At 46.8% G+C, this 21,040-nt stretch carries 15 protein-coding genes and 1 tRNA gene; 3 read left to right on the forward strand and 13 right to left on the reverse strand.

Features of this window, described 5'->3' with window-relative positions:
• Positions 1 to 229: 229 nt before the first annotated feature.
• Positions 230 to 4,144: a glycoside hydrolase family 2 TIM barrel-domain containing protein gene (locus DXD25_RS02765; protein WP_117661692.1), complete on the forward strand. Its 3,915-nt coding sequence runs from the start codon at positions 230 to 232 to the stop codon at positions 4,142 to 4,144.
• A gap of 131 nt (positions 4,145 to 4,275) precedes the next feature.
• Here the strand turns inward: DXD25_RS02765 and DXD25_RS02770 are convergent.
• The 7 genes from DXD25_RS02770 to dnaN form a co-directional block, all read right to left on the reverse strand.
• A tRNA-Arg gene (locus DXD25_RS02770) sits at positions 4,276 to 4,350 on the reverse strand.
• 251 nt (positions 4,351 to 4,601) lie between these two features.
• On the reverse strand, positions 4,602 to 6,251 hold the full coding sequence (locus tag DXD25_RS02775) for a lipopolysaccharide assembly protein LapB (RefSeq protein WP_117661693.1): 1,650 nt from the start codon (positions 6,249 to 6,251) through the stop codon (positions 4,602 to 4,604).
• Positions 6,248 to 7,906 carry a DNA repair protein RecN gene (gene recN, locus DXD25_RS02780; protein WP_117661694.1) on the reverse strand — a complete coding sequence of 553 codons (1,659 nt, stop codon included), beginning with the start codon at positions 7,904 to 7,906 and terminating at the stop codon, positions 6,248 to 6,250. The genes DXD25_RS02775 and recN overlap by 4 nt, the downstream gene beginning before the upstream one ends.
• A 130-nt stretch (positions 7,907 to 8,036) precedes the next feature.
• Positions 8,037 to 9,002 carry a DUF4835 family protein gene (locus DXD25_RS02785; protein WP_117661695.1) on the reverse strand — a complete coding sequence of 322 codons (966 nt, stop codon included), beginning with the start codon at positions 9,000 to 9,002 and terminating at the stop codon, positions 8,037 to 8,039.
• Positions 8,938 to 10,182 (reverse strand): bifunctional phosphopantothenoylcysteine decarboxylase/phosphopantothenate--cysteine ligase CoaBC, encoded by a 1,245-nt coding sequence (gene coaBC / locus DXD25_RS02790; RefSeq protein WP_117661696.1) that lies wholly within the window; start codon positions 10,180 to 10,182, stop codon positions 8,938 to 8,940. The genes DXD25_RS02785 and coaBC overlap by 65 nt, the downstream gene beginning before the upstream one ends.
• A 1-nt stretch (position 10,183) precedes the next feature.
• Positions 10,184 to 11,047, reverse strand: coding sequence for a 3'-5' exonuclease (locus tag DXD25_RS02795; RefSeq protein WP_117661697.1), 864 nt, complete (start codon positions 11,045 to 11,047; stop codon positions 10,184 to 10,186).
• Positions 11,048 to 11,111: 64 nt separating this feature from the next.
• Positions 11,112 to 12,233, reverse strand: coding sequence for a DNA polymerase III subunit beta (gene dnaN, locus DXD25_RS02800; protein WP_089542583.1), 1,122 nt, complete (start codon positions 12,231 to 12,233; stop codon positions 11,112 to 11,114).
• A gap of 307 nt (positions 12,234 to 12,540) precedes the next feature.
• On the opposite strand from dnaN, the gene DXD25_RS02810 reads away from it, so the two are divergent.
• On the forward strand, positions 12,541 to 12,984 hold the full coding sequence (locus DXD25_RS02810) for a DUF3127 domain-containing protein (RefSeq protein WP_117661699.1): 444 nt from the start codon (positions 12,541 to 12,543) through the stop codon (positions 12,982 to 12,984).
• Positions 12,985 to 13,247: 263 nt separating this feature from the next.
• Here the strand turns inward: DXD25_RS02810 and DXD25_RS02815 are convergent, their stop codons facing one another.
• From DXD25_RS02815 to DXD25_RS02825, 3 genes are all read right to left on the reverse strand, one after another.
• Positions 13,248 to 14,426, reverse strand: coding sequence for an MFS transporter (locus DXD25_RS02815; RefSeq protein ID WP_117661700.1), 1,179 nt, complete (start codon positions 14,424 to 14,426; stop codon positions 13,248 to 13,250).
• An 81-nt stretch (positions 14,427 to 14,507) separates the two neighbouring features.
• Positions 14,508 to 15,281: an NAD(+) diphosphatase gene (gene nudC / locus DXD25_RS02820; RefSeq protein ID WP_117661701.1), complete on the reverse strand. Its 774-nt coding sequence runs from the start codon at positions 15,279 to 15,281 to the stop codon at positions 14,508 to 14,510.
• Between the two features lie 87 nt (positions 15,282 to 15,368).
• Positions 15,369 to 17,132: a bifunctional UDP-sugar hydrolase/5'-nucleotidase gene (locus DXD25_RS02825; RefSeq protein ID WP_117661702.1), complete on the reverse strand. Its 1,764-nt coding sequence runs from the start codon at positions 17,130 to 17,132 to the stop codon at positions 15,369 to 15,371.
• Between the two features lie 111 nt (positions 17,133 to 17,243).
• Here DXD25_RS02825 and DXD25_RS02830 point away from each other — a divergent pair, with 111 nt between their 5' ends.
• Positions 17,244 to 18,023: a DnaJ domain-containing protein gene (locus DXD25_RS02830; RefSeq protein WP_117661703.1), complete on the forward strand. Its 780-nt coding sequence runs from the start codon at positions 17,244 to 17,246 to the stop codon at positions 18,021 to 18,023.
• Positions 18,024 to 18,146: 123 nt separating this feature from the next.
• On the opposite strand, the gene DXD25_RS02835 is transcribed toward DXD25_RS02830, so the two are convergent.
• The 3 genes from DXD25_RS02835 to DXD25_RS02845 all read right to left on the reverse strand — a co-directional run bounded on the left by DXD25_RS02835 (position 18,147) and on the right by DXD25_RS02845 (position 20,996).
• Positions 18,147 to 19,415 (reverse strand): zinc ribbon domain-containing protein, encoded by a 1,269-nt coding sequence (locus DXD25_RS02835; protein WP_117661704.1) that lies wholly within the window; start codon positions 19,413 to 19,415, stop codon positions 18,147 to 18,149.
• Positions 19,416 to 19,546: 131 nt separating this feature from the next.
• The gene (locus DXD25_RS02840; protein WP_117661705.1) at positions 19,547 to 20,233 is read right to left on the reverse strand and encodes a glycoside hydrolase family 25 protein; all 687 of its coding nucleotides are present in this window, start codon (positions 20,231 to 20,233) and stop codon (positions 19,547 to 19,549) included.
• A gap of 67 nt (positions 20,234 to 20,300) precedes the next feature.
• On the reverse strand, positions 20,301 to 20,996 hold the full coding sequence (locus tag DXD25_RS02845; RefSeq protein ID WP_117661706.1) for a hypothetical protein: 696 nt from the start codon (positions 20,994 to 20,996) through the stop codon (positions 20,301 to 20,303).
• Positions 20,997 to 21,040: the final 44 nt, after the last annotated feature.

Here is a 21,040-nt window from a genome sequence, read left to right on the forward strand (position 1 = left end):
ATATTTAGTATATCTATATTGCCATAAGATTGATTGTATGCGACAAAGATACAGCTTTTCTGTGATTCTGCCAAGTTTTTCGTGCAAAAAATCATCGGGTAGGGCAAAGATTAAAGGCTTATCTCAAAAAATCGGGTGTTTTCTCGCTTTTTCCCTTCTACTATTTTGCTCTTTCAAAATAAAAGCGTAACTTTGCAAAGAATATAATTAGAAACAATAACATCAACTTATGAAGAAAACTTATTTATTACTTTTAACCGGACTCATTTGCTCATCGGCATGGGCAGATGGTACTTTAGGAGGCTACTTCTACAATCAGCAGGCTGCGCCTACGGGATGGGAGTGGCAAAGTCCTGATTCCGTAGCTGTCAACAAGCAGCAGCCGCATGCTTGGTTCTTCTCGTTCCGCAATGTCGAAGAGGCGAGAAAGGTTTTACCGGAGAACAGTTCTTACTGGAAATCTCTCGATGGATTATGGAAGTTCCATTGGGCTCCAAATCCGGATGAGCGTCCTAAGGATTTCTACCGTACAGACTATGATGTCTCTCAGTGGGACGATATCAAGGTGCCTATGAACTGGAATTTGGCTGGACTGCAGAAAGATGGAAAGAACAAGTATGGAGATCCGCTCTATTCTAACCAGCGTGTCATCTTCCAGCACTCCTGGCAGCCGATGAACGACTGGAAGGGTGGAGTGATGCGTACACCTCCTACCAACTGGATGACCTATCGCAACCGCAATGAGGTGGGCTCTTATCGCAGAACCTTCTCCGTACCTGCAGATTGGAAGGGGCAGCAGATCTATCTCAACTTCGATGGTGTAGATTCATTCTTCTACCTATATATAAATGGTAAGTATGTGGGATTCTCCAAGAACTCACGCAACCTGGCTGAATTCGACATTACACCTTATCTTAATAAGGAGGGTGAGGAGAATACGGTAGCTGTAGAGGTTTATCGCCATTCAGACGGTTCTTTCCTGGAGAGTCAGGATATGTTCCGCTTGCCTGGTATCTTCCGCACCGTGGCTTTGGTTGCCAAACCACAGGTTCAGGTAAGAGACATCAAGGCTATTCCTGACCTGGATGAAACCTACAGCCATGCCACCTTGCATATCTCTGCCCAGTTGCAGAACCTTTCCAAGAAGGCAATCAAGGGTTATACCTTGCAGTATTCACTCTATGCCAACCGTCTCTATTCCGACGACAATGACCTGATGGAAGGCGTTACAGCTTCTACTCCTCTCGTAGGAAAATTGAATTCCAAGGGCGAGATTATGCTGGAGACTACGCTCGATGCAGCCAACAAGGTGAAGCTCTGGAGTGCAGAAGCTCCTTACCGTTATACATTGGTAGGAGAATTGAAGGATGCCAAGGGCAGAACGGTTCAGACCTTCTCTACCATCGTTGGCTTCAGAAAGGTGGAAATCAAGGAGACTCCTGCCGAGAAGGATGAGTTCGGATTAGCTGGAAGATACTACTATCTCAACGGACAGCCTATCAAGCTGAAGGGTGTCAACCGTCATGAGAACAATACACTGTTAGGTCATACTGCTACCCGCGAGCAGATGGAGAACGAAATCTTCCTGATGAAGCGTGGAAACATCAACCATGTGCGCAACTGCCACTATCCTGATGCACCTTACTGGTATTATCTCTGCGATAAGTATGGTATCTATCTGGAGGATGAAGCTAACCTCGAGAGCCATGAGTACTACTATGGCAAGCAGAGTCTTTCTCATGTACCTGAGTTCCGCAACGCTCATATCGCCAGAAACATGGAGATGGTACACGCTACCGTGAATCATCCTTCTGTAGTAATCTGGAGTTTGGGTAACGAGGCTGGTCCTGGCAAGACTTTCGTAGATTGCTATAATGCCATCAAGGCTTATGATACCAGCCGCCCAGTTCAGTATGAGCGCAACAATGATATCGTGGATATGGGTTCTAACCAGTATCCTTCCATCGCCTGGGTTCAGGGAGCCGTACAGGGCAAGTACAAGCTGAAATATCCGTTCCACATCTCTGAGTATGCTCACTCTATGGGTAATGCCTGCGGTAACCTGATAGATTACTGGGATGCCATCGAGAGCACTAACTTCTTCATGGGTGGAGCTATCTGGGACTGGGTTGACCAGGCCCTTAACAAGCAGGATCCTGTAACCGGAAAGACCTACTGGGCATACGGTGGTGACTTCGGTAAGGACAACAAGCCAAACGATGGTATGTTCTGCATGAATGGTATCCTTCGCCCAGACTTCTCACCTAAGGCTCAGTACTACGAGGTAAAGAAGGTTTATCAGAATGTAGGCGTGAAGGCTGTGGATATGAAGCAGGGACAGATTGAAATCTTCAACAAGAACTACTTCGAGCCTCTCAGGAATTACCAGATTGTATGGTCTCTCTATAAGGATGGCGTCTGCATTTCAAAGAATCAGCCATTGCAGGGTGCCAAGAATATCGTGGGTCCTCGCGAGAAGGGCTTCTATACCTTGCCTTACGATTATGCAAGCCTCGATCCAAAGAGCGAGTACTTCGTAACAGTTCAGTTCCTTCTGGGTAAGGATATGCCATGGGCTGCCAAGGGGTATCCTCAGATGGAAGAGCAGTTGAGAGTGAAGGGCGCTGAGGTTGCTGCTCCTTCTATCGCTACTGTTGCCAAGAACGGTAAGGCGATGAAGCTTTCGGTAGATAAGGCGGCTAAGCGTGCCAACATCCATGGCGGCAACTTCCAGGTGGCATTCGACCTGAATACCGGTGCTATCTATAGCCTGAAGTATGGCAGCCAGGATATCATCAAGGATGGCAATGGTCCTAAGCTCGATGCATATCGTGCTCCTACAGACAACGATGCCGGTATCGGATACCACAATGCATGGTTCAAGAATGGTCTGTACGACCTGCAGCATGTAGTGAAGAACTGGAACTATACTGCCAAGAAGGATGGTTCTTACCAGCTCGACTTCACTGTAGAGAGTCAGGGTAAGGAGGGATGCGATGTGAATTACAGCAACCGCGACCGTGACCCAGAGTCTTGCTATAACTTCGAGAAGAACAAGCATGCCTTGACTGATGCTGACCTGAAGTTCACTTCACGCCAGATCTATACTATCTATAAGGATGGTTCTATCGAGATGCAGAGTGCCATCGGTGCTAACCGTTCCAAGGTCATCTTGCCTCGTATCGGCTATTCTATGGTATTGCCAAGCGAGTTGAACCAGTATGATTATTATGGACGTGGACCTGTCAACAACTATAACGACCGCAAGACCAGCCAGTTTATCGGTTGGTACCACAGTCCGGTAGCAGAGCAGGGCATCATGCTTCCTAAGCCACAGGCACAGGGCAACCGCGAGGAGGTTCGTTGGTGTGCCGTTACCAACGACAGCCAGCAGGGTGTAGTATTCATCTCTGACAGTACAATGTCTGCCTCAGCATTGCCTTGGAGTCAGCAGGAGTTGACTTTGGCAGCACATCCATATCAGTTGCCAAAGAGCAGCGGTACTCACTTGCACCTCGATGCAAAGGTTACAGGATTGGGCGGTGCCAGCTGTGGACAGGGTGGTCCTTTGACACCAGATCAGGTACGCAGTACTCCTACCACATTCGGATTCATTATCCGTCCTGCGGTGAAGTCAGAGCTTGGAAATATCGTGAAGGTTTCAGCTACCGGTCGTGAAATGATGAAGGAGGTTATGAAGAAGATGCAGCAGAATCAGCAGACATCCGGTCTTCAGATTGCCTTTGCTTCCAGCCAGGAGCCTGATGAAGGTGATGCTGCCTACTTGGTAGATGGCGATCCTTCTACATTCTGGCATACGATGTATTCCATTACATTGGCTAAGTATCCTCACTGGGTTGACTTCGATGCTGGCAAGCAGAAGGTCATCAAGGGCTTTACTTATCTGGCTCGCCAGGATGGTTCCCTGAATGGTTGCATCAAGGATTATGAAATCTACGTCAGCAACGACAACAAGACTTGGGGTGAGCCAATCTTGAAGGGTCATTTTGAGAAGACAGCCAAGCTGCAGAAGGTGATGTTGAACAAGCCTGTCAAGGCTCGCTACTTCCGTCTGCGTGCATTGAATGAGCAGAATGGCCAGGATTATGCTTCGGGTTCAGAGTTTACACTGATTACTGAATAATAAGTAGAAGATAAGAAAAAGGCTGGTGCATATTGCATCGGCCTTTTTTAGTTAAAACATATATTGCTTTCATTTTTCCCGGGATGTATATAAACAAAAAGTGGATTAACCTTTCGATTAATCCACTTTTGTGATTCCGTTGGGGTTCGAACCCAAGACCCACAGCTTAGAAGGCTGTTGCTCTAATCCAACTGAGCTACGGAACCAACACTGCCATTTTTCATTAGCGAGTGCAAAGGTAATACTTTTTTGTGAATCCACCAAATATTTTGGGATATTTTTTTCTTTTATTTCAATATTACGTAAATTCTTTATAGCAAGAGCATCTTCTTCGATTATTTTTAAAGCTTTTGCCCTTTCAGGGCGTATTGTATGTGACTTATGGCACACCCTCCTATGAGCTTTTGCCCTTTCAGGGCGTTTGAAAGTGCAATCCTTTGATGTACCTTTAATTTTATTATTTCAGTTTCTTGAGATAACCCTCAGCACGGGTATCTCCCAGTTCCTTTGCTTTTTCCAGGTTCTTGCGAGCCTCTTCCTTCTGCTTGTTCTCCATCTGGAGCAAACTGAGGAGGAGATAGCCATCGGCATATTCTGGAGCAATCTCTATGCAATGCTTGGCTGCACTGATGCCTTCTGCATATCGCTTCACACGCAAGTCAAGACTAGCCCATTCTGCAAAATAAGTAGGCTCGTTTGGAGCGAGGTAGCAGGTACGGGCAATATCAATCAGCGCTGGCTGCCACATGCGCAACTTGGTCTCAGCCTTGTATCTTGCATAGAAGAATGCAGGATTAACAGGACGGACAATCGAATCATACATATTGTAGTCGGCTATCGCACTGCGATACTCTCCTTGTTCCGCCTGGAAATCACCACGAGCCAGATAGTAAGGACCTGCCATGGTGCCCGAGTTCTTAGCCTCATTGACTGCACTATCCAGCAAAACCTTAATCTCCGTAGCAGGAGCCTTGAGCTGAATCTTAGCCTGAGCTGCCTCCAGGAAGATTTCCGGATTCTTGACCGAAGTCTTGGTCAGGGCGATGAACATATCGTATGCCTTCTGATAATTACCCTTGGTAAAGATGATGCGTGCCTCCTGATGCTGATATACAGGATTGGCATTGATGGCGTATGCCTTCTGTGCCTCTTCTATCGCCTTGTCGTAAGTCCAGGCTGTATAGGCAGAATCACCCTTATAGATCAGTTTCTGATAGATGACATCAGAATAATTGGAGTGGGCTTCATCCTTGGCAGAAGATTTCTTGATTCCATTTTCCATACATTTAGCAGCCTCGGCAAACTCGTTCTTATCTACAAGAAGAGTTGCTTTTTCCTTATAGCCGAATGCTGAAGCAGGGAACTTGGTCATAAACTCATCTGCATACTTGTCATAGATGTCGCGGGACACCTGAGACTTGTTGAGCGTCATCATCGTAATCGCCTCCTGTTCGGTATCAGGAAGAGCGGTACGGATGCCTGTTTCGCGAAGGGCTGCATCCAGTGTAGAAAGACCCGTCACCTTCAACTCCTTGGCATAGTTGGCATCAATGGCAGTTACCTGACCATTGCTATGCATGATACCAATCACCTGTCCGCTTTTGTTGACGAATGGGCAACCCACTGCATTGTCCGGTACGGTGTTGGAGAAGATGTAGTAATTGTAAGTTTCCTTAAACTTCTCAACGCTTGCGATATCCTCCTGCTGGAAAGGTGACTTCTTGATAGAATAAGGAACGAGCCAAACCTTGCTGCCCGCAGGTGATTCTGCCGTTGCAATGTTGGCTGCCGTGGTATTACCCAATACTCTGAACTTAGCCACATCGTAAAGTTCATCGGCACCGAGGATAGCATCCACGTCCATCGACTTTCCGCTGGCATCCACGATGGTAGCCTTCACAGCACCGATAAACGGTTTGAAGGTACCGATAGCCGTTCCCTTGTTATCAATAAACACACCTTGTGTAGAAGAAATGATGTTACCATCCTTGTTGAAGGTGGTGAGTGTAAATACGCTCTTGGCGGCTTTCTGTACAGAGCCTGGCTGAGCGAAGAGGGATGATGCACCCAGCATCAGTCCCATCAGTATCATATTTATTCTTTTCATATTCTCAATAATTCTTTGGCATTGGCAAGAGCTGCCTGTGTGATGTCACTGCCACTGAGCATCTGGGCAATTTCCTCAATGCGCTCCTGGTTGTTGAGTTCTTTCATGTGCGAGATGGTTCCGTTCTCGGTTTCCTCCTTTAATACCTTGTAATGATGGCTACCCTTGGCTGCTATCTGTGGTAGATGAGTGATGGAGAGTACCTGTCGGTTCTGGAGTCCCATCTCTTCCATGATATCTGCCATCTTTTCTGCTATCTTGCCGCTTACGCCGGTATCAATCTCATCAAAGATGATGGTTGGCAACTTAACGGCTCCACTGATCATTGCCTTCAGCGAGAGCATCACACGGGCAATCTCACCGCCCGAAGCAACCTGACTGACAGGCTGTAGCTGGGTACTCTTATTGGCACTGAAGAGGAAGCTGACCTTATCGGCACCATTTCCAGACAGTGGTTTATCTGCGAAAGCAATCTCGAATCTCACATTCGGAATGCCCAGCGGGATGAGTCTGCCCTTCATCTCTTTTTCGATCTCCTTTGCTGATTTCTGACGGATGGAAGTGAGTAGGGCAGCTTGCTTTTCAGCCTTGACAAGGAGAGCAGCAACTTCTTTTTCCTTCTCTTCGATGTCTTCATCGCCATTATCGATATGCGAAAGCTGTTCTGCTATGCGGTCACGGGTAGCAATGAGTTCAGTCACCGTTTCCACATGGAACTTCTGCTGCAGGGTGTAGAGCTTGTCCAGACGGGTATTGATGGCATCCAATCGGTTAGGATCGAATTCCACGTGATCTACACTACTGCTGATTTCCTGTGCGATGTCCTTCAGTTCGATATAGCTGCTCTGCATTCTGCCAGCCACATCAGCCATACTTGGATAGACATCACAGATATTTTCCAGTTGATGAGTGGCGTTCTTCAGTTTGTCAAGTATGCTGTCGTTTTCTCCTGAAAGCGCACTGTCTGCCTCGTAGAGAGCGGTCTTGATGTCCTCCGAATGGCTCAGGGTTTCTGCTTCCTGTTCCAGCTGTTCCAATTCGCCTTCCTGTAGATTTGCATCCTCCAGCTCTTTATGCTGGAAGCGCATAAACTCCTCGTTCTCACGGTTCTTGGCAATCTCGGCTTTCAGCTCTTCCAGAAGTTCCTTGGCTTTGCGATAGGCATAATACTCCTTTTGGTAAACCTTGAGCTGGTCGGCATCCTGAGCGATGATATCCACCACATTCAACTGGAAGTCTTCTTTCTGCAGAAGAAGATTCTGATGCTGCGAATGGATATCCACGAGTTGCTCTCCCAATTCTCTCATACGGGTGAGAGGCACCGGGGTGTCATTGATGAAGGCACGGCTCTTACCGGCTGCAGTCAACTCTCTTCGGATGATTGTATCATCGGCATCATAGTCGATGTCGTTATCATCGAAGAATTTCTGCATACCATATCTGGAGAGATCGAAGTGAGCCTCTATCACGCAACGGTCTCTTCCTGCCTTGATCGCCTTGCTGTCGGCACGGTTACCCAGAAGCAGTCCGATGGCACCGAGGATGATACTCTTTCCTGCTCCTGTCTCACCCGTGATGACGGAGAAGCCAGGATAGAGAGAGATGTTCAGCTCGTCGATGAGCGTGAAGTTCTTGATATATAATTGCTTGAGCATATTTATTCTACTTTTTGATAAAGATATAAAGGGAAAGCTGATTCTGATTTTCAGAAGCTTCCGTTCTGGAAGATGATCTCATGAAGATTCCAACCTGAAAAATCTATCCAGACAGATGATTCCTGAAAGATTATTCCTTGACCTGATCCCAATATTTATTCTGTGAAGGATTGATGGAGAAGAGGAGTTCATAGATGCTCTCCTTTTCCTTTTGGGTTCCCTTGCCGCGATAGATGTTGGCAAGTTCATCCTTCTTGAAGTCGGTCCATATCTGTGGCAACAAACTGAGTGGGCGGTTTTCCTTCGCCTTCTTCAGTCCTGTTTCCAGGGCGGCGGTTATCTCGATACGACCTCTTTCCGCATTATTCGCCATCTCGTCGAGTCCTTTCCGATAGTAGTCATACTGCAACTGTCTGAAGGGTTCCAACGCTCCATCCAGATAGTCTGAGATGATAGCATATCGGTTGCGGTCATCAGAGAAAGCCTTCCATCCGGGATAATCCAGATTCTGGGCATTGTTTGTCAGATTCATGCAGCGCTGCAGGATGTCTTCACCACCTTTGGGTGCAAAACTATCCAGATCGATACCGATGATAAGATATGCATAATAGGCAAAGAGAGCTGTAAGCTGATTGTCTATCTGCTGCTCATTGAACTCCAACTGGTCGTATTCTGCAAAACGAAACGTGAAGTTATCGTCCACATTATTATATAAGGTGGAGGTGTATGCCGAATTGAAGACGGGGCGATTGGCCTGTATCAGCGCCTTGCAGGTAAAGAGATTCTTGTCTCTGTCATACTTGGTGACGGTGATATTGAAGTTGCAGATGATGCGTTCGTTCTTCTGAAACTGAAGATGAGTCCATTGGCGATTGTTGACGAATTGCTGCAAGGTCTGTTGCAGATTGTCGAATACGCCTTTTTCCGTACCCGAGATCTGGGCATGGTTGATGGTAATCTTAGCTTGCAGCTCCTGTGCTGAAATCGTAGAAGGACTGCAGCACAGGAGGCCACCAGCTAAAGATACCGGACTAAAACAGGAGAGCCAGCTCGTCAATGATGTCGCGAGCCACCTCAGTCTTCGGTTTCTTTTCATATTCTTTCTTTCCCTTTTCAGAGATGATGGTAATCTGATTGTCGTCAGTGCGGAAAGTAGTGCCCGGATTACGTGTAGAGTTGAGCACGATGAAGTCGGCGTTTTTCTTCACTCTCTTCTTCTGGGCATTACTCTCTTCATCGTTGGTTTCCAGGGCGAAAGCTACGATTCGCTGATTCTTTTGTTTCATCTGTCCCAAAGCTGCTGCGATGTCATGGGTAGGCACCAGTGTCAACTCCAGGTCATCCTTTTCGCGCTTGATTTTCTTATCAGCTACATTGGCAGGACGGAAGTCTGCTACGGCTGCACAGAGAATGGCTGCATCAGAAGAAGCAAAGGCTGCTGTGGCTGCCTGATACATCTCCTCACAGCTCTCCACATTGATGCGGTGGATAGCAGGACTACAGTCTAATGAAACAGGACCTGCCACCAAAGTAACATCCGCACCACGGCGAAGACATTCTTCGGCAAGTGCGAATCCCATCTTTCCTGAAGAATAATTGCCGATGAAACGCACTGGGTCTATCTTCTCATAGGTTGGTCCCGCAGTAATCATCACCTTCTTACCGCAAAGATCTTTCCCTGCAGTCTTCTGGTTCTCTGATTCTACATCAGCAACCTCATCGGCACTCTCCATCATGTTGAAGTATCTATCCAGGTAATTCACGATGACATCCGGTTCCTCCATGCGTCCCTTTCCCTCTAATCCTGAAGCAAGGAATCCCACTTCCGGTTCGATGATATGGTTACCATAGCCGAGAAGGGTCTTCATGTTGGCCTGGGTAGAAGGATGCTTGTACATATCAAGGTCCATAGCAGGAGCAATGAAGACTGGTGCCTTCATGGAGAGATAGGTGGTGATGAGCATATTGTCTGCAATACCATGCGCCATCTTGCCCATGGTAGATGCCGTACATGGTGCAATGACCATCGCATCCGCCCAGAGACCGAGATCCACGTGCGAATTCCAGGTACCATCACGCTGTGAGAAGAACTCGCTTACCACAGGCTTGTGGGTCAGCGCAGAGAGGGTGATAGGGGTAATGAACTCCTTACCGGCAGGCGTAATGACCACCTGTACCTCAGCTCCCTTCTTGATGAGACCACGGATGATAAGGCATGACTTGTAGGCTGCAATGGAACCCGTAATGCCCAATACGATTTTCTTTCCTTTTAACATATTATTTTCCCATTCTCTTGTTGAACTCGCGCAGACGGATACGGGTGAGTACCTGCTTGGTATTGTTGGTGAAATCGCTTCCCAATACCCAGGTGAAGTAACCAGGATCCTTGGTCAGGATCTCTGCCACATCCCATCCTTTGTACTTGCCGAAGTTGAATACCTCGTGCTTGCGAGGATTGCCCTTTTCGTCGAGTATCACATTGCCGTCAGCATCCTTCAACTCCTGCCAAACGATGCGGCCAGCAAAATCTACATTGTCGTTGCGCTTGGAGAACTCCGCAAGCTCGTCCATGTCATTGTTAAGCACACGGTCGGCTTCCTCCTGAACACCAGGGGCATAACGGTCCAGCTCGCCTTTCAGTACGCAATAGGTAGCCTCGGTATCCTGGTCGGCGCGGTGTGCCTCGAAGTCTTCCTCCATCTTTCTGCCGCAATAGAACTTGTAGGCAGCAGCCAGGTTACGACGCTCCATCTTCATAAAGATATTCTGGGCATCAATGAGGCGACTCTTGGAGAAATCGAAATCGATGCCTGCACGCAGGAATTCCTCTGCAAGCATAGGTACATCGAAATGATTGGAGTTATAGCCAGCGAAATCACAACCGGAGAACTCCTGGTTGAAGGTAGCCGCCAACTGCTTGAAGGTTGGTGCATCCTTCACATCATCATTGCTGATACCTGTAAGAGCAACCACCTCTTCAGGAATTGGCTTCTCGGGATTGACAAACTGGTTTTTACGAACCTCTGTTCCATCTGGATACACCTTGATATAGGAGATCTGGATGATTCTGTCTTTTACCATGTCAAGACCGGTAGTCTCTAGGTCGAACACGATCAGAGGCTTAGTAAGATTTAATTTCATTACTTCTAGTATTTATTACTATATATTACTGATAGGGAAGGGGTGTTTAGATGAACCAAGCTCCTTATTCGTTAAGGAGCATTGGCATGATGAGCATGAGGATGTCCTCGTCTTCTGGCTGCTCAGCTGGTACAATAATACCGGCACGGCTAGGATCAGCCAAGTGGAAGACAACCTGATCGCTGTTCAGATTACCCAGGATTTCCATCAAGCTGCTACCCTTGAAACCGATGCTGATGCTGGAACCGCTATATTCGCAAGCCAAAACTTCCTTGGCAGAAGTAGAGAAATCGATGTCTTCTGAAGAAACCTCGAAACGGCCGCTCTCGATATGGAAACGGATCAGCTGGCTGCTCTCGCTGGCAAATGGCAAAACACGGCGCAATGCACTCTGCAAGCCCTTGCGATCTACGGTTATCTCACATGGGTTGTTGGCAGGAATCACTGAGTTGTAATTAGGATAGCGACCATCAATGAGGCGGCATTTCAATACGCCATCGCTAAACTGAATCTCAGCTCTGCGTGCATCAAACTTGATGGTTGCCTCATCATCCTTGCTCAGAATGTTCTTCAGCAATGATGCTGGCTTCTTAGGCAGGTTGAATGAAGAAGGAGTCTCACTCTTGACAGTGAAGTTCTTGCTTCTTACCAACTTATGGCCATCACTTGCAACGATGGCAAGCGATTCGGGAGTAAGGTCGAAATAGATACCATTCATTACAGGGCGCAGCTCATCGCTGGCTGTTGCAAAGAGAGAACGGTTGATATTGTCGATCAGCACCTGTGCTGGCAAGACGAGGGTAGTGCAGGCATCACCCATGTCCTGTGTTGGAGGATAGTCTTCAGCATTCAAGCCTGTGAAATTATAGAGACCATTCTGATATACAATCTTAATGGCATAACTATCTGTATCTACATCGAAGCTGAGAGGCTGCTCAGGCAACTCCTTCAATGCATCCAGGATGACGCGGTTAGCAACGCAGAACTCGCCTTCGCCATCGCAGTCAGTGAGAGCGATGGTACTCTTGATGATGTTGTCACTGTCGCTTGCGGTGATGGTCATCTCGCCGTTGGCAACTTGAAACAGGAAATTGTCAAGGATAGGCAGAGAATTCTTGCTGCCAATCACCTTAGCAAGCATATTGAGCTTGCTGTTCAATGCTGAACTTGAAACTGTAAATCTCATGAGTCGTTATTTTATATTATTAATTTTCTATATTACTTATCTCATTTTCATTGCTGATGCTCCTTACTTGATGGGTAAATTGGAGCATTTGCGCAATTATGAGCACAAAAATACAAAAAATATTGGGGATAGACAAAAATAATCGAAGAAATGTTTTTGTTTTAAAACTATTTTTAGTAATTTCGCAGTCAGAAAGAAAAATAACAGATAGATTCACTCGTTTTTGAGCCTCTCTATACATCTTTTGATTCTCGATGAAAATGGGGCTCGGCAGGCGAAGGATTGAAACAATTTTTAAAATAATAATATGGAATTACAAGGAAAGGTAATTGCCGTTTTACCTGAAAGAAGCGGCGTTTCTGCAAGAGGTGAGTGGAAGGCTCAGTCGTTCGTTATCGAAACTCACGAGCAGTATCCAAAGAAGCTTTGCTTCGATGTTTTCGGAGCAGACCGTCTTGCTCAGTTCAACATCCAGAGTGGTGAGGAACTTTTGGTTTCTTTTGATTTGGATGCACACGAATATAATGGTCGTTGGTTCAACAGTGTCCGCGCTTGGAATGTTCAGCGTGTAGATCCTAATGCTGTTGCTGCCATGCAGGGTGGCATGCAGCCAGTTGGTTCTCCATTCCCTCCAGTAAGTGCAGCTCCTCAGGCAGCTCCAGCTCCTGCTCAGGGTGCAACAGCTCCATTCCCTCCAGCTCAGCCAGCAGCTCCTGCAGCAGGTGGCAGCGCAGACGATCTCCCATTCTAAGAGAGAAAGCATGTAAGAAAATTGCAAAGAGCATTCGAAAGGGTTTGTTTCCACAATCCTTACGAATGCTCTTTTTCTTTAATTGACTTCTATACCAGTTTAAAACCAGCAGTAAACTACCCTTAAGGAAAAAAAGATTTATCCTTAAGGAAAAATATAATTTCCCTTAAGGGTAAATATTTCTAGCCTTAAAGGTAAAAGTTTAGCCCTTGATGGAAGCTAAACTTTTACCTGGAAAAAACTTATACTTTTTTATTCCTTTACTAATCGTTTCGTCTTCTTTTTTCAAAGAATGCCCGGGAGGCAGCAAAGAACAATACCACTGCGGCGGCATTTTCGACCACTACCATCCAGAAGGCACCACTATAACCGAAATGCTCGGCTACAACACCACCCAGAAGACAACCGATTCCGAATCCCAGGTCCCAACCGGTCAGAATACTGCTGTTGGCAGTACCACGCTGGTCGTGGCGGGCTACATTGATAAACATATTCAGGAAGGCTGGATACAGGTGACCATTTCCCAATCCTATCAATGCAGCTGAAAGATAGTAGGCTACCGGATGCTTGATGGCTACGAATATCGTAAAACCAACGAGCGATATCAGCATTCCTTCGGCAGCATTCTGGGTCAGCTTACCCTGACTCAAAGCCTTTCTGCCTTGCAATCTGCTCATGAACAATCCCATAGAGAGGATTGCAAAATAGGTTCCCGTTCCTCCGGTAATGCCTAATTCCTCCTTACTGTAAATGGCGAGATAGTTGCTCAATACACCCCAGCAGAAACCAAACATGCAGATGTTGATGGCCAACAGCCAGGCGCGGGTCAGGAAGAAGCGGTCGAGCGAGAGCTTCTCTTTGTTTCTGATGATTTCCTTCTCTGGAAGTTTCACCGTTCCAGCTATCACTACAGAAGCAATGGCCACCACAAAGGCTATCCAGAAAAGTACCATATAGCTACCCACCAGATTGTGCAGATAGATACCTATGGAAGGGGCTATCGCCATGGCGAAGTTGTTGCTCAATCCATAAAGACCGATACCCTCATTGCGTCTGCTCGATGGCAAGACATCGATGGCACAGGTACTGTTGGCAACAGTTACCGCTCCGAAAGGTCCACCATGCAGGGTTCGGCAGATGGCAAACATCAGGATAGTACTGGCTGCTATGTATCCTGCAAAGAAGATGGCAAAAGCCGTCAGACAGACCATCAGCACTTTCTTACGGGAAAATCCATCCACTACATATCCGCTAAAGGGACGGATGATGAGTGCCGCCACCGTATATCCGCTCAGAACAATGCCTATCACATCCTTCGTAGCCCCGAAAGTTTCACTCAGATAGAGTGGGAGGAGTGGGGTGAGGAGATAGAAGGCAAAGTAGAGCAGAAAGTTGGTGGTCATCACCTTGATGTAATTCGCATTCCAAAGTTTTTCTTTCATCTCTTCTGTATTTCTTAATTTCAAGATTCTACCCTATACTGAACTTTCGCATGTGGGGAAGTTAAGTGAAGTTAGGGAAGTTTATATTCTATTCTCCAACCAGGCATCAATGAGTTTGCGGGCAATCGACAATTTCTCCGGCAAAACAGGGAGATTGTCCTTGCTGAACCATTTGCCGCGGGAAAGCTCTTCCTTCTGAAGATGAATCTCACCATCTACATATTCGGCTGTATATCCTACCATCAAGCCACTTGGGAACGGCCATGGCTGGGAACCGAAATACTTGAGGTTCTTGATGGTCAGACCGGTTTCTTCCATTACCTCACGATGAACGGCTTCCTCCAGACTTTCACCTGTTTCCACAAAACCGGCTACCAAGGAATCGAAGTTACCCTTGAAGTTGCGGGCATGAACCAGCAGCACCTGATCGCCCTTCTTGATAAGAACGATGATGGCTGTAGCGAGAGAAGGCCAGACAGACTTGCCACACTCGGTACACTTCTTGCTGATATCTGTTGACATCTTCATCGGTGAACCGCATACACCGCAAAACTGGGTGTTCATATCCCAATAGTTCAGTTCCTGACATTTTCCCGCCTTCTGATACAACTCTGGGGAGAGCTTGTAAAAGCTAGGACGTAAACCGCACATCTCATATTTCGGATTGTCGGTTACGGGCTCTGGAATGGTGAAAGTCTTCACTTCCGTACCGTCATTCATCGGTGTGATATTGAGGATATGGGTCCAAGGCTTGGTTGCTATCGGACTTTCCTCACTACATGGAATCGTATAGGTTCCGTCTTCTCTCTTCTCTAGCAAGATATCTGTCTTGCAAAATATAAACCAATACTTCATTCTTTACTTTGAACTTTGAATATTGAACTTTGAACTTTATGATATGCTTTGACGGGTAGTTCCCGGCGGCTTTTGGGGACTAGTGGGCTATTGCTTTTTTCCGAAAAGCAACTCATAGTCACGCTGGGCTGCAGGCTTGGTCCATGCTTCCGGCACGAACTTCCAATTGTTGTTTGGCTTGGCTTCTACGGTTCCCATCTTTTCGATGGCCTCCATCAGGTAGTAACGCTGGTCGCGCTCACTGCGATAGATGATTCTGCTATCCAGACTATCCTTTGGAATACCGGCACCACGGGTAAGGAGCTCGCCGCCACCATTGCCACGATAACTGTTCACTGCCACCTTATACCATTTCTTTTCATCGAAAGGCTGGCCATTGCTCATACGCAGAATCTTCACCTTCTCGCCGTTTGGTTTGGTAACATCTACCTCATAATCGATGCCGGCAGCACTGTCAAAATTGAAGGAGAGGTTCTTGAAGCCCAGACGCTGCTGATCGCCCTTAGTCTGGGTGTCGAGCAGGAGCAGATGGTCATCAGGACTCTTCATCGTATTCACCCAGAGGTCATAGCTCATCTCCAGATGCTTGCGGATTTCCTCACCGGTAAGGCGCATCACGTAGAGCTGATTCTCATATTTATAGAGATTGAACATGTCACCAACGTAAATAGGTCCCGCCTTGATGGTAGAATTAAACTGGAGGGGCGCATTGAAGGCAATATCAGCATTCGTGATCTGAAGCTGCAGGTTGAGGATAAAATCATTGAAGGCGCAGCTGCCGAAGAAAGACTCGCGGCTGTGAATGGTATTCTTGAAAGTTCCGATCTGCTTGCTGACAAACTTGTTGATTTCTGCAATCTGTGGCTCGAATGCCTTCATGAAATCCTCATCAATAGGACATTTTGTCACATCTGGCAGACTGCCAACTATCTTTTTGTCTGTCACAACATACTGTTTCTTGCCATTCACCTTCTTCTTGTCCAGGGTAATGGTCACCTCGGCGTCTGCCACATTCAGGGCATTATTGGCAGGATCGAGACACACCACAGGCTTACCTTCCACATTCAGGATCGTCTCATTGCAGCGGGTATGGTCATGTCCGAAGAGTACCATGTCGAAGCCTGGCACCTCCTTTGCTACTCGCAGGGAGGCATCCTCCTCATATTCGGGAGTGACAATACCGCCATCCTTACCGCTGTGGAAGACACCGATGACAACATCCGGTTTCTCCTTCTCCTGGATAATCTTCATCCATTTACGGGCACTGGTCACCATATTCTCAAACTTCATTCCGCTCCAGAGATTCTCTGTCAGCCAGTTAGGAATAGCTGGAGTCAGCATACCGAGAACGGCTATCTTCACGCCCTCACGGTTCAGGATGATATAAGGCTTCACATAAGGCTTACCGGTCTTGGTATCAATGATATTGGCACCCAGCACCGGACAGTTTAACTCCCTGATCCACTTATCGTAAACCGCATGACCGGTCTCTACATCGTGATTACCGAAAGCCTGGGCATCATACTTCATATAGTTGACGACATCAGCTGCTACATTACGAGCCTGGGTGTTGACGTAATTATAGAAGTAGCAGGTAGGTTGTCCCTGAAGGATATCGCCATTTTCCAGGAGGATGACATTGTCCTTATAGGTCTTGCGCAGATCGTTTACATAAGAGGATACGCGTGCCAGGGTTCCTGCCTTCGGTTTGCGATTGATGAAATCGTATGGGAAGAAAGAACCATGGACATCACTCGTCTGAATCACTCTGAGTTTGACGGTGCGCGGCTGAGCCATTGCCTGCGAATTAAAAGTGAGCGCCAACAAGAGCGCTGCGAATAACTGTTTCATACTTTTTCTCGATTTTTTTGTTTCAACTGCAAAATTACAAAAAAGTTGGCAATTACGGCATACTTTTTGTTGGATTCTTATAAAAATCATAAAAATAGGAGGTATTATACTATGGCATTTGTAGATTATTACAAGATTCTCGGTGTAGATAAGAACATCCCGCAGAAGGATGTGCGCGCTGCATATCGCAAGCGTGCTAAACAGTTTCATCCGGATTTGCATCCTAACGACCCAAAGGCAAAGGCTAAGTTCCAGGCGCTGAACGAGGCGTATGAGGTGATTTCCGATCCGGAAAAGCGTGCTAAGTACGACCAGTACGGCGAACAGTGGAAGAATGTAGGAGGCTTCGGTGGTGGAGGCTATGATGGAGCTGCCGGCGGAGGTACCGCAGGTGGAAACCCATTCGAAGGCTTCGACTTCAGTGGCTTCGGTGGTGGAGGAGGCGGTTTCTCCAGCTTCTTCGAAAATCTCTTCGGCGGAGGTTGTGCCCGCAGTTCACAAGGTGCCGGTTTCGGTGGCTTTGGCGGATTCGGCGGAGCAGGTGCTGGTTTCGGTGCCGGTGCTGAATATGGTACAGGCGGATGCAACGGCGGCTGCGGTGGTCATAGCGCCAGAACGAATACGGGCGAGATGAACATGAATGTGAATATCGACATGTACACCGCACTGCTCGGTGGTGAGGGTATCATCACATTGAGCAATGGTTCGAAGATTAAACTGAAGATCAAACCAGAAACCCAGAACGGTACCAAGGTACGTGTTCGCGGCAAGGGTTATGACAGAGGTGATGGAACCTTCGGTGATCTGATGATTACCTATAACGTGAAGTTGCCTACTGGTCTGAATGAAAAACAGAAGGAATTGCTCCGACAGATGAAGGAAGCAAAGTAAAAGGAAAAAAGAAAGCTCCGATGGACTCAACAAATCCATCGGAGCTTTCTTTTTATATTGTTTTTGAATCTTATGATTCTTTTATATTGTTTTTGAACTACGAATCTTTTAATCAGAACAATTCTATTGCTGTGGCTCAGAAACCTTGTTCATATTGAAGGCAGAAACTTTGCCATCAGGTGAAACAACTGCAGAAATCTTAAAGAGTTGTTCCTTCTTGGTGCCATCTGTCAAATCTACGTCCTGACGGGCAGAGAACTGTACCTGATACTCATATTCCTCATCGCCAACCTCGCGCTTCTTTATCTGGTAGTCGTTGTTGATGTGCCAGTTCATATTGGCTACATTATCTTTATAGAGCTTGTCCATAAAGGTAACGACATCAGCCTTGGTAGCCGAGTTCTTACCAAGCAGGGAAGAGAGAATATCCTCGCAGGTAGCTGTCAATCCATCCGCATTACGGGAATTGATGCTCTGGAAGAACTGACGGAACAATCCGCTCACCATCTGCTTTTCTTCTGGCTGGAGGTCACGGCTCTTCACCTTCTTCAGGGCATTTTCTGCCTCTTCGATATGAGCACCATCTGTATGAGCATTCAGGTATGCCTGGTAGGCATCAGCTGTATCTGCAGCCTTAGCTACATTCCAGTCGAGGGAATCTATTTTAAGCAAAGCTTCCTGTTTGTGCAAACTGTTAGGATACTTCTGGAGATATGCTTCCAAAGCTTCTTTCGATCCGCTCACTACCGCATTGGTCCAATCCTGGTCGTTCTGCTTCAACAGGTCTAGATGAGCCATGATGGAATCGCGATGTGCTTCATCCGCATCCTTGTAGGTATCGAGATAACTCTGCAGTACCATCGGATCGCTGCTTTGCATCGCATACTCATAAGCTTCCATCTCCTTGTTGCGATTGGCACTGTCGTAGAAGTAATACATAATGCCACACGCCAAGACAGCAAAGATGAATGAGATGATGAAGATAGAGCGGGTGTTCTTTTTCTTCTGTGGTTCCTGAGGAGTATTGCCCTCTCCGCCATCATTTCCGCTCGCAGTAACACCAGGACGACGTACAGGAGGTACTGGTGGGACAGGAGGGGTTGGAGGGACAGAAGGAGCTGTTGGAGTTGTTGGAGTTGTTGGAGCCGCAGGAGCCTGCGGTGTTGCTGACGATGCTGCAGACGACACCGGTGATGTTGCTTCCGCAAGAGGACGAGTTACCCCTACTGCTATCTCATGGCAGTTTGGGCACATCTCCTGACTGCTGAAATAAACCTCACCGCAATGAGGGCATTTAGTGATTTTTCCAGCTATCTCAACGCCACAACTAGGACAGGTTGGAGCCTTGTCACTAATCTGGCGGCCACATTCTGGACATTTAATAATTGCCATAGTTTTATTTAAAGTTTATGTTTTACTAAAATATATTCTTGTTTCTATGCTTTCAGACCCTATTCACTCTTTACCTTAAAACTAATCATAAAGTTCAAAGTTCCAAGTTCAAAGTTCAAAGTTCCAATGTCTTATCTGTGTCTGAATCTAATCTCTCTCAATCGATGCCTGCCCATGAATCTGCTCTTATCCACGTAGCCATTGATACCGTTCAGCTTTCCCTTACCGGTATATTGCCACATTTCAAAGTCTCTTCCATCCTTGAGCACTGGTTCTCGCTTGGTATATTGTGCTATCATCAGTTTGTAACTGTCGAGCTTTCCCAAGAGATAATGGTCATAGAAGTTGGCACCCGTATAGATGAGCGGCTTCTGTTTGTATGCCTTTTCCACGAGATGCAGGAACTTAAAGAGTGAGTCGCAAAATTCTTCTGTTTCCAAACCACTCTTGGTCTCTACGTCAATCATAGGCAAGAGATCCTGGTCGCCCGGTCGGCATTGAGCCATGAAATTCTCCAACTGGGTCTTCTGCGGAATACGGGCACGGTAAAAGTGGTATGAACCCACCTTGAGTCCATATCTATGAGCCAGATCAATATTCTGCTTATATTTGCTATCTACATTGGTTCCACCTTCGGTAGCCTTCAGATAAACATACGCCATCTTGGAGTTATCGCCCACCGTTTCCCAGAACACATTGCCCTGATAGTGGCTGAGGTCTATGCCATGCACATGACTGCAGGTATCCTCGCATTGCACCTGCGCACTTGCGCATAGTGTTATAATAGATGATATTATTGTTATACAAAATCGTTTCATAGATGCAAAGGTACGAAAATCGCTTGAAATTCGTCACAGAGTATGCTTATTTTTTATATATTTTATATTATTCTTCGATTTCTGAGAGCGAGCGGTAGAAGTTATTGCAGAAATTGCTGATAGTTTCTATGGGCGCATATTCCAGATACCGCATACTGCGGCGCAGGTTTTTGCGCATCGTGCCACCGGTGGTGCGAACGAATCCAGCCTGGGTCTGCTCGAATAAAATTTCCTGCTGATCGAGACTATTATAATAAAGCGAACGGAGGGTCAGCTTGTAGGCACCACGTTCTACACGGCGCACGAAAGGTATCTCATCCTGTTCAAATTCGAAGAAAAGGATAAGTACACTGCCCTGCAACTGCGCCATACGCTGGATGCGGAGCTTGCGCAGCCAATTTTCCAGTTTTACGAAATCTACCTTGTCGCCCTTGGTGCGCAGGTAGTTTCCCATCTCGATGATGCCACCGAGATTAACGCCATTGGCTAATATTCCATTGATATTGGATACGATGATGCGAAGTAAATGAATGGTCTCAATAGAGGTGTCGATGGCATGACGCTCGTTTTCCTGTATGCTGGCTAAACGTCGGTTCAGGAAACCATTGTTCATGCGTACTTCACCCGCAGGCACATCGCTGAGGTTCTTCATCATCTGGGCTATCTTCTTCTGCTTGAAGGTAGTCATCGGTTCCATCTCCTCCTTCGTATGAAAGTGATCGGAACGCAGCTTGACAAAAAGGTTTCTCTGTAAAAAATCCATCGTGTATTCATTTAAAAGTTAAACAATTGGCAATAAGCTACTTC

The sequence above is a fragment of the Prevotella sp. TF12-30 genome, from assembly GCF_003436715.1.
Classification (GTDB): Bacteria; Bacteroidota; Bacteroidia; order Bacteroidales; family Bacteroidaceae; genus Prevotella; species Prevotella copri_A.

Bases quoted from the DNA above. Each gene is read 5' to 3' on its own strand.
- dnaN (WP_089542583.1), bottom strand. From the start codon at position 12,233: ATGAGATTTACAGTTTCAAGTTCAGCATTGAACAGCAAGCTCAATATG.
- DXD25_RS02840 (WP_117661705.1), bottom strand. From the start codon at position 20,233: ATGAAACGATTTTGTATAACAATAATATCATCTATTATAACACTATGC.
- DXD25_RS02835 (WP_117661704.1), bottom strand. From the start codon at position 19,415: ATGGCAATTATTAAATGTCCAGAATGTGGCCGCCAGATTAGTGACAAG.
- nudC (WP_117661701.1), bottom strand. From the start codon at position 15,281: ATGAAGTATTGGTTTATATTTTGCAAGACAGATATCTTGCTAGAGAAG.
- DXD25_RS02810 (WP_117661699.1), top strand. From the start codon at position 12,541: ATGGAATTACAAGGAAAGGTAATTGCCGTTTTACCTGAAAGAAGCGGC.
- recN (WP_117661694.1), bottom strand. From the start codon at position 7,906: ATGCTCAAGCAATTATATATCAAGAACTTCACGCTCATCGACGAGCTG.
- DXD25_RS02825 (WP_117661702.1), bottom strand. From the start codon at position 17,132: ATGAAACAGTTATTCGCAGCGCTCTTGTTGGCGCTCACTTTTAATTCG.
- DXD25_RS02775 (WP_117661693.1), bottom strand. From the start codon at position 6,251: ATGAAAAGAATAAATATGATACTGATGGGACTGATGCTGGGTGCATCA.
- coaBC (WP_117661696.1), bottom strand. From the start codon at position 10,182: ATGTTAAAAGGAAAGAAAATCGTATTGGGCATTACGGGTTCCATTGCA.
- DXD25_RS02845 (WP_117661706.1), bottom strand. From the start codon at position 20,996: ATGGATTTTTTACAGAGAAACCTTTTTGTCAAGCTGCGTTCCGATCAC.
- DXD25_RS02765 (WP_117661692.1), top strand. From the start codon at position 230: ATGAAGAAAACTTATTTATTACTTTTAACCGGACTCATTTGCTCATCG.
- DXD25_RS02785 (WP_117661695.1), bottom strand. From the start codon at position 9,002: ATGAAAAGAAACCGAAGACTGAGGTGGCTCGCGACATCATTGACGAGC.
- DXD25_RS02795 (WP_117661697.1), bottom strand. From the start codon at position 11,047: ATGAAATTAAATCTTACTAAGCCTCTGATCGTGTTCGACCTAGAGACT.
- DXD25_RS02830 (WP_117661703.1), top strand. From the start codon at position 17,244: ATGGCATTTGTAGATTATTACAAGATTCTCGGTGTAGATAAGAACATC.
- DXD25_RS02815 (WP_117661700.1), bottom strand. From the start codon at position 14,426: ATGAAAGAAAAACTTTGGAATGCGAATTACATCAAGGTGATGACCACC.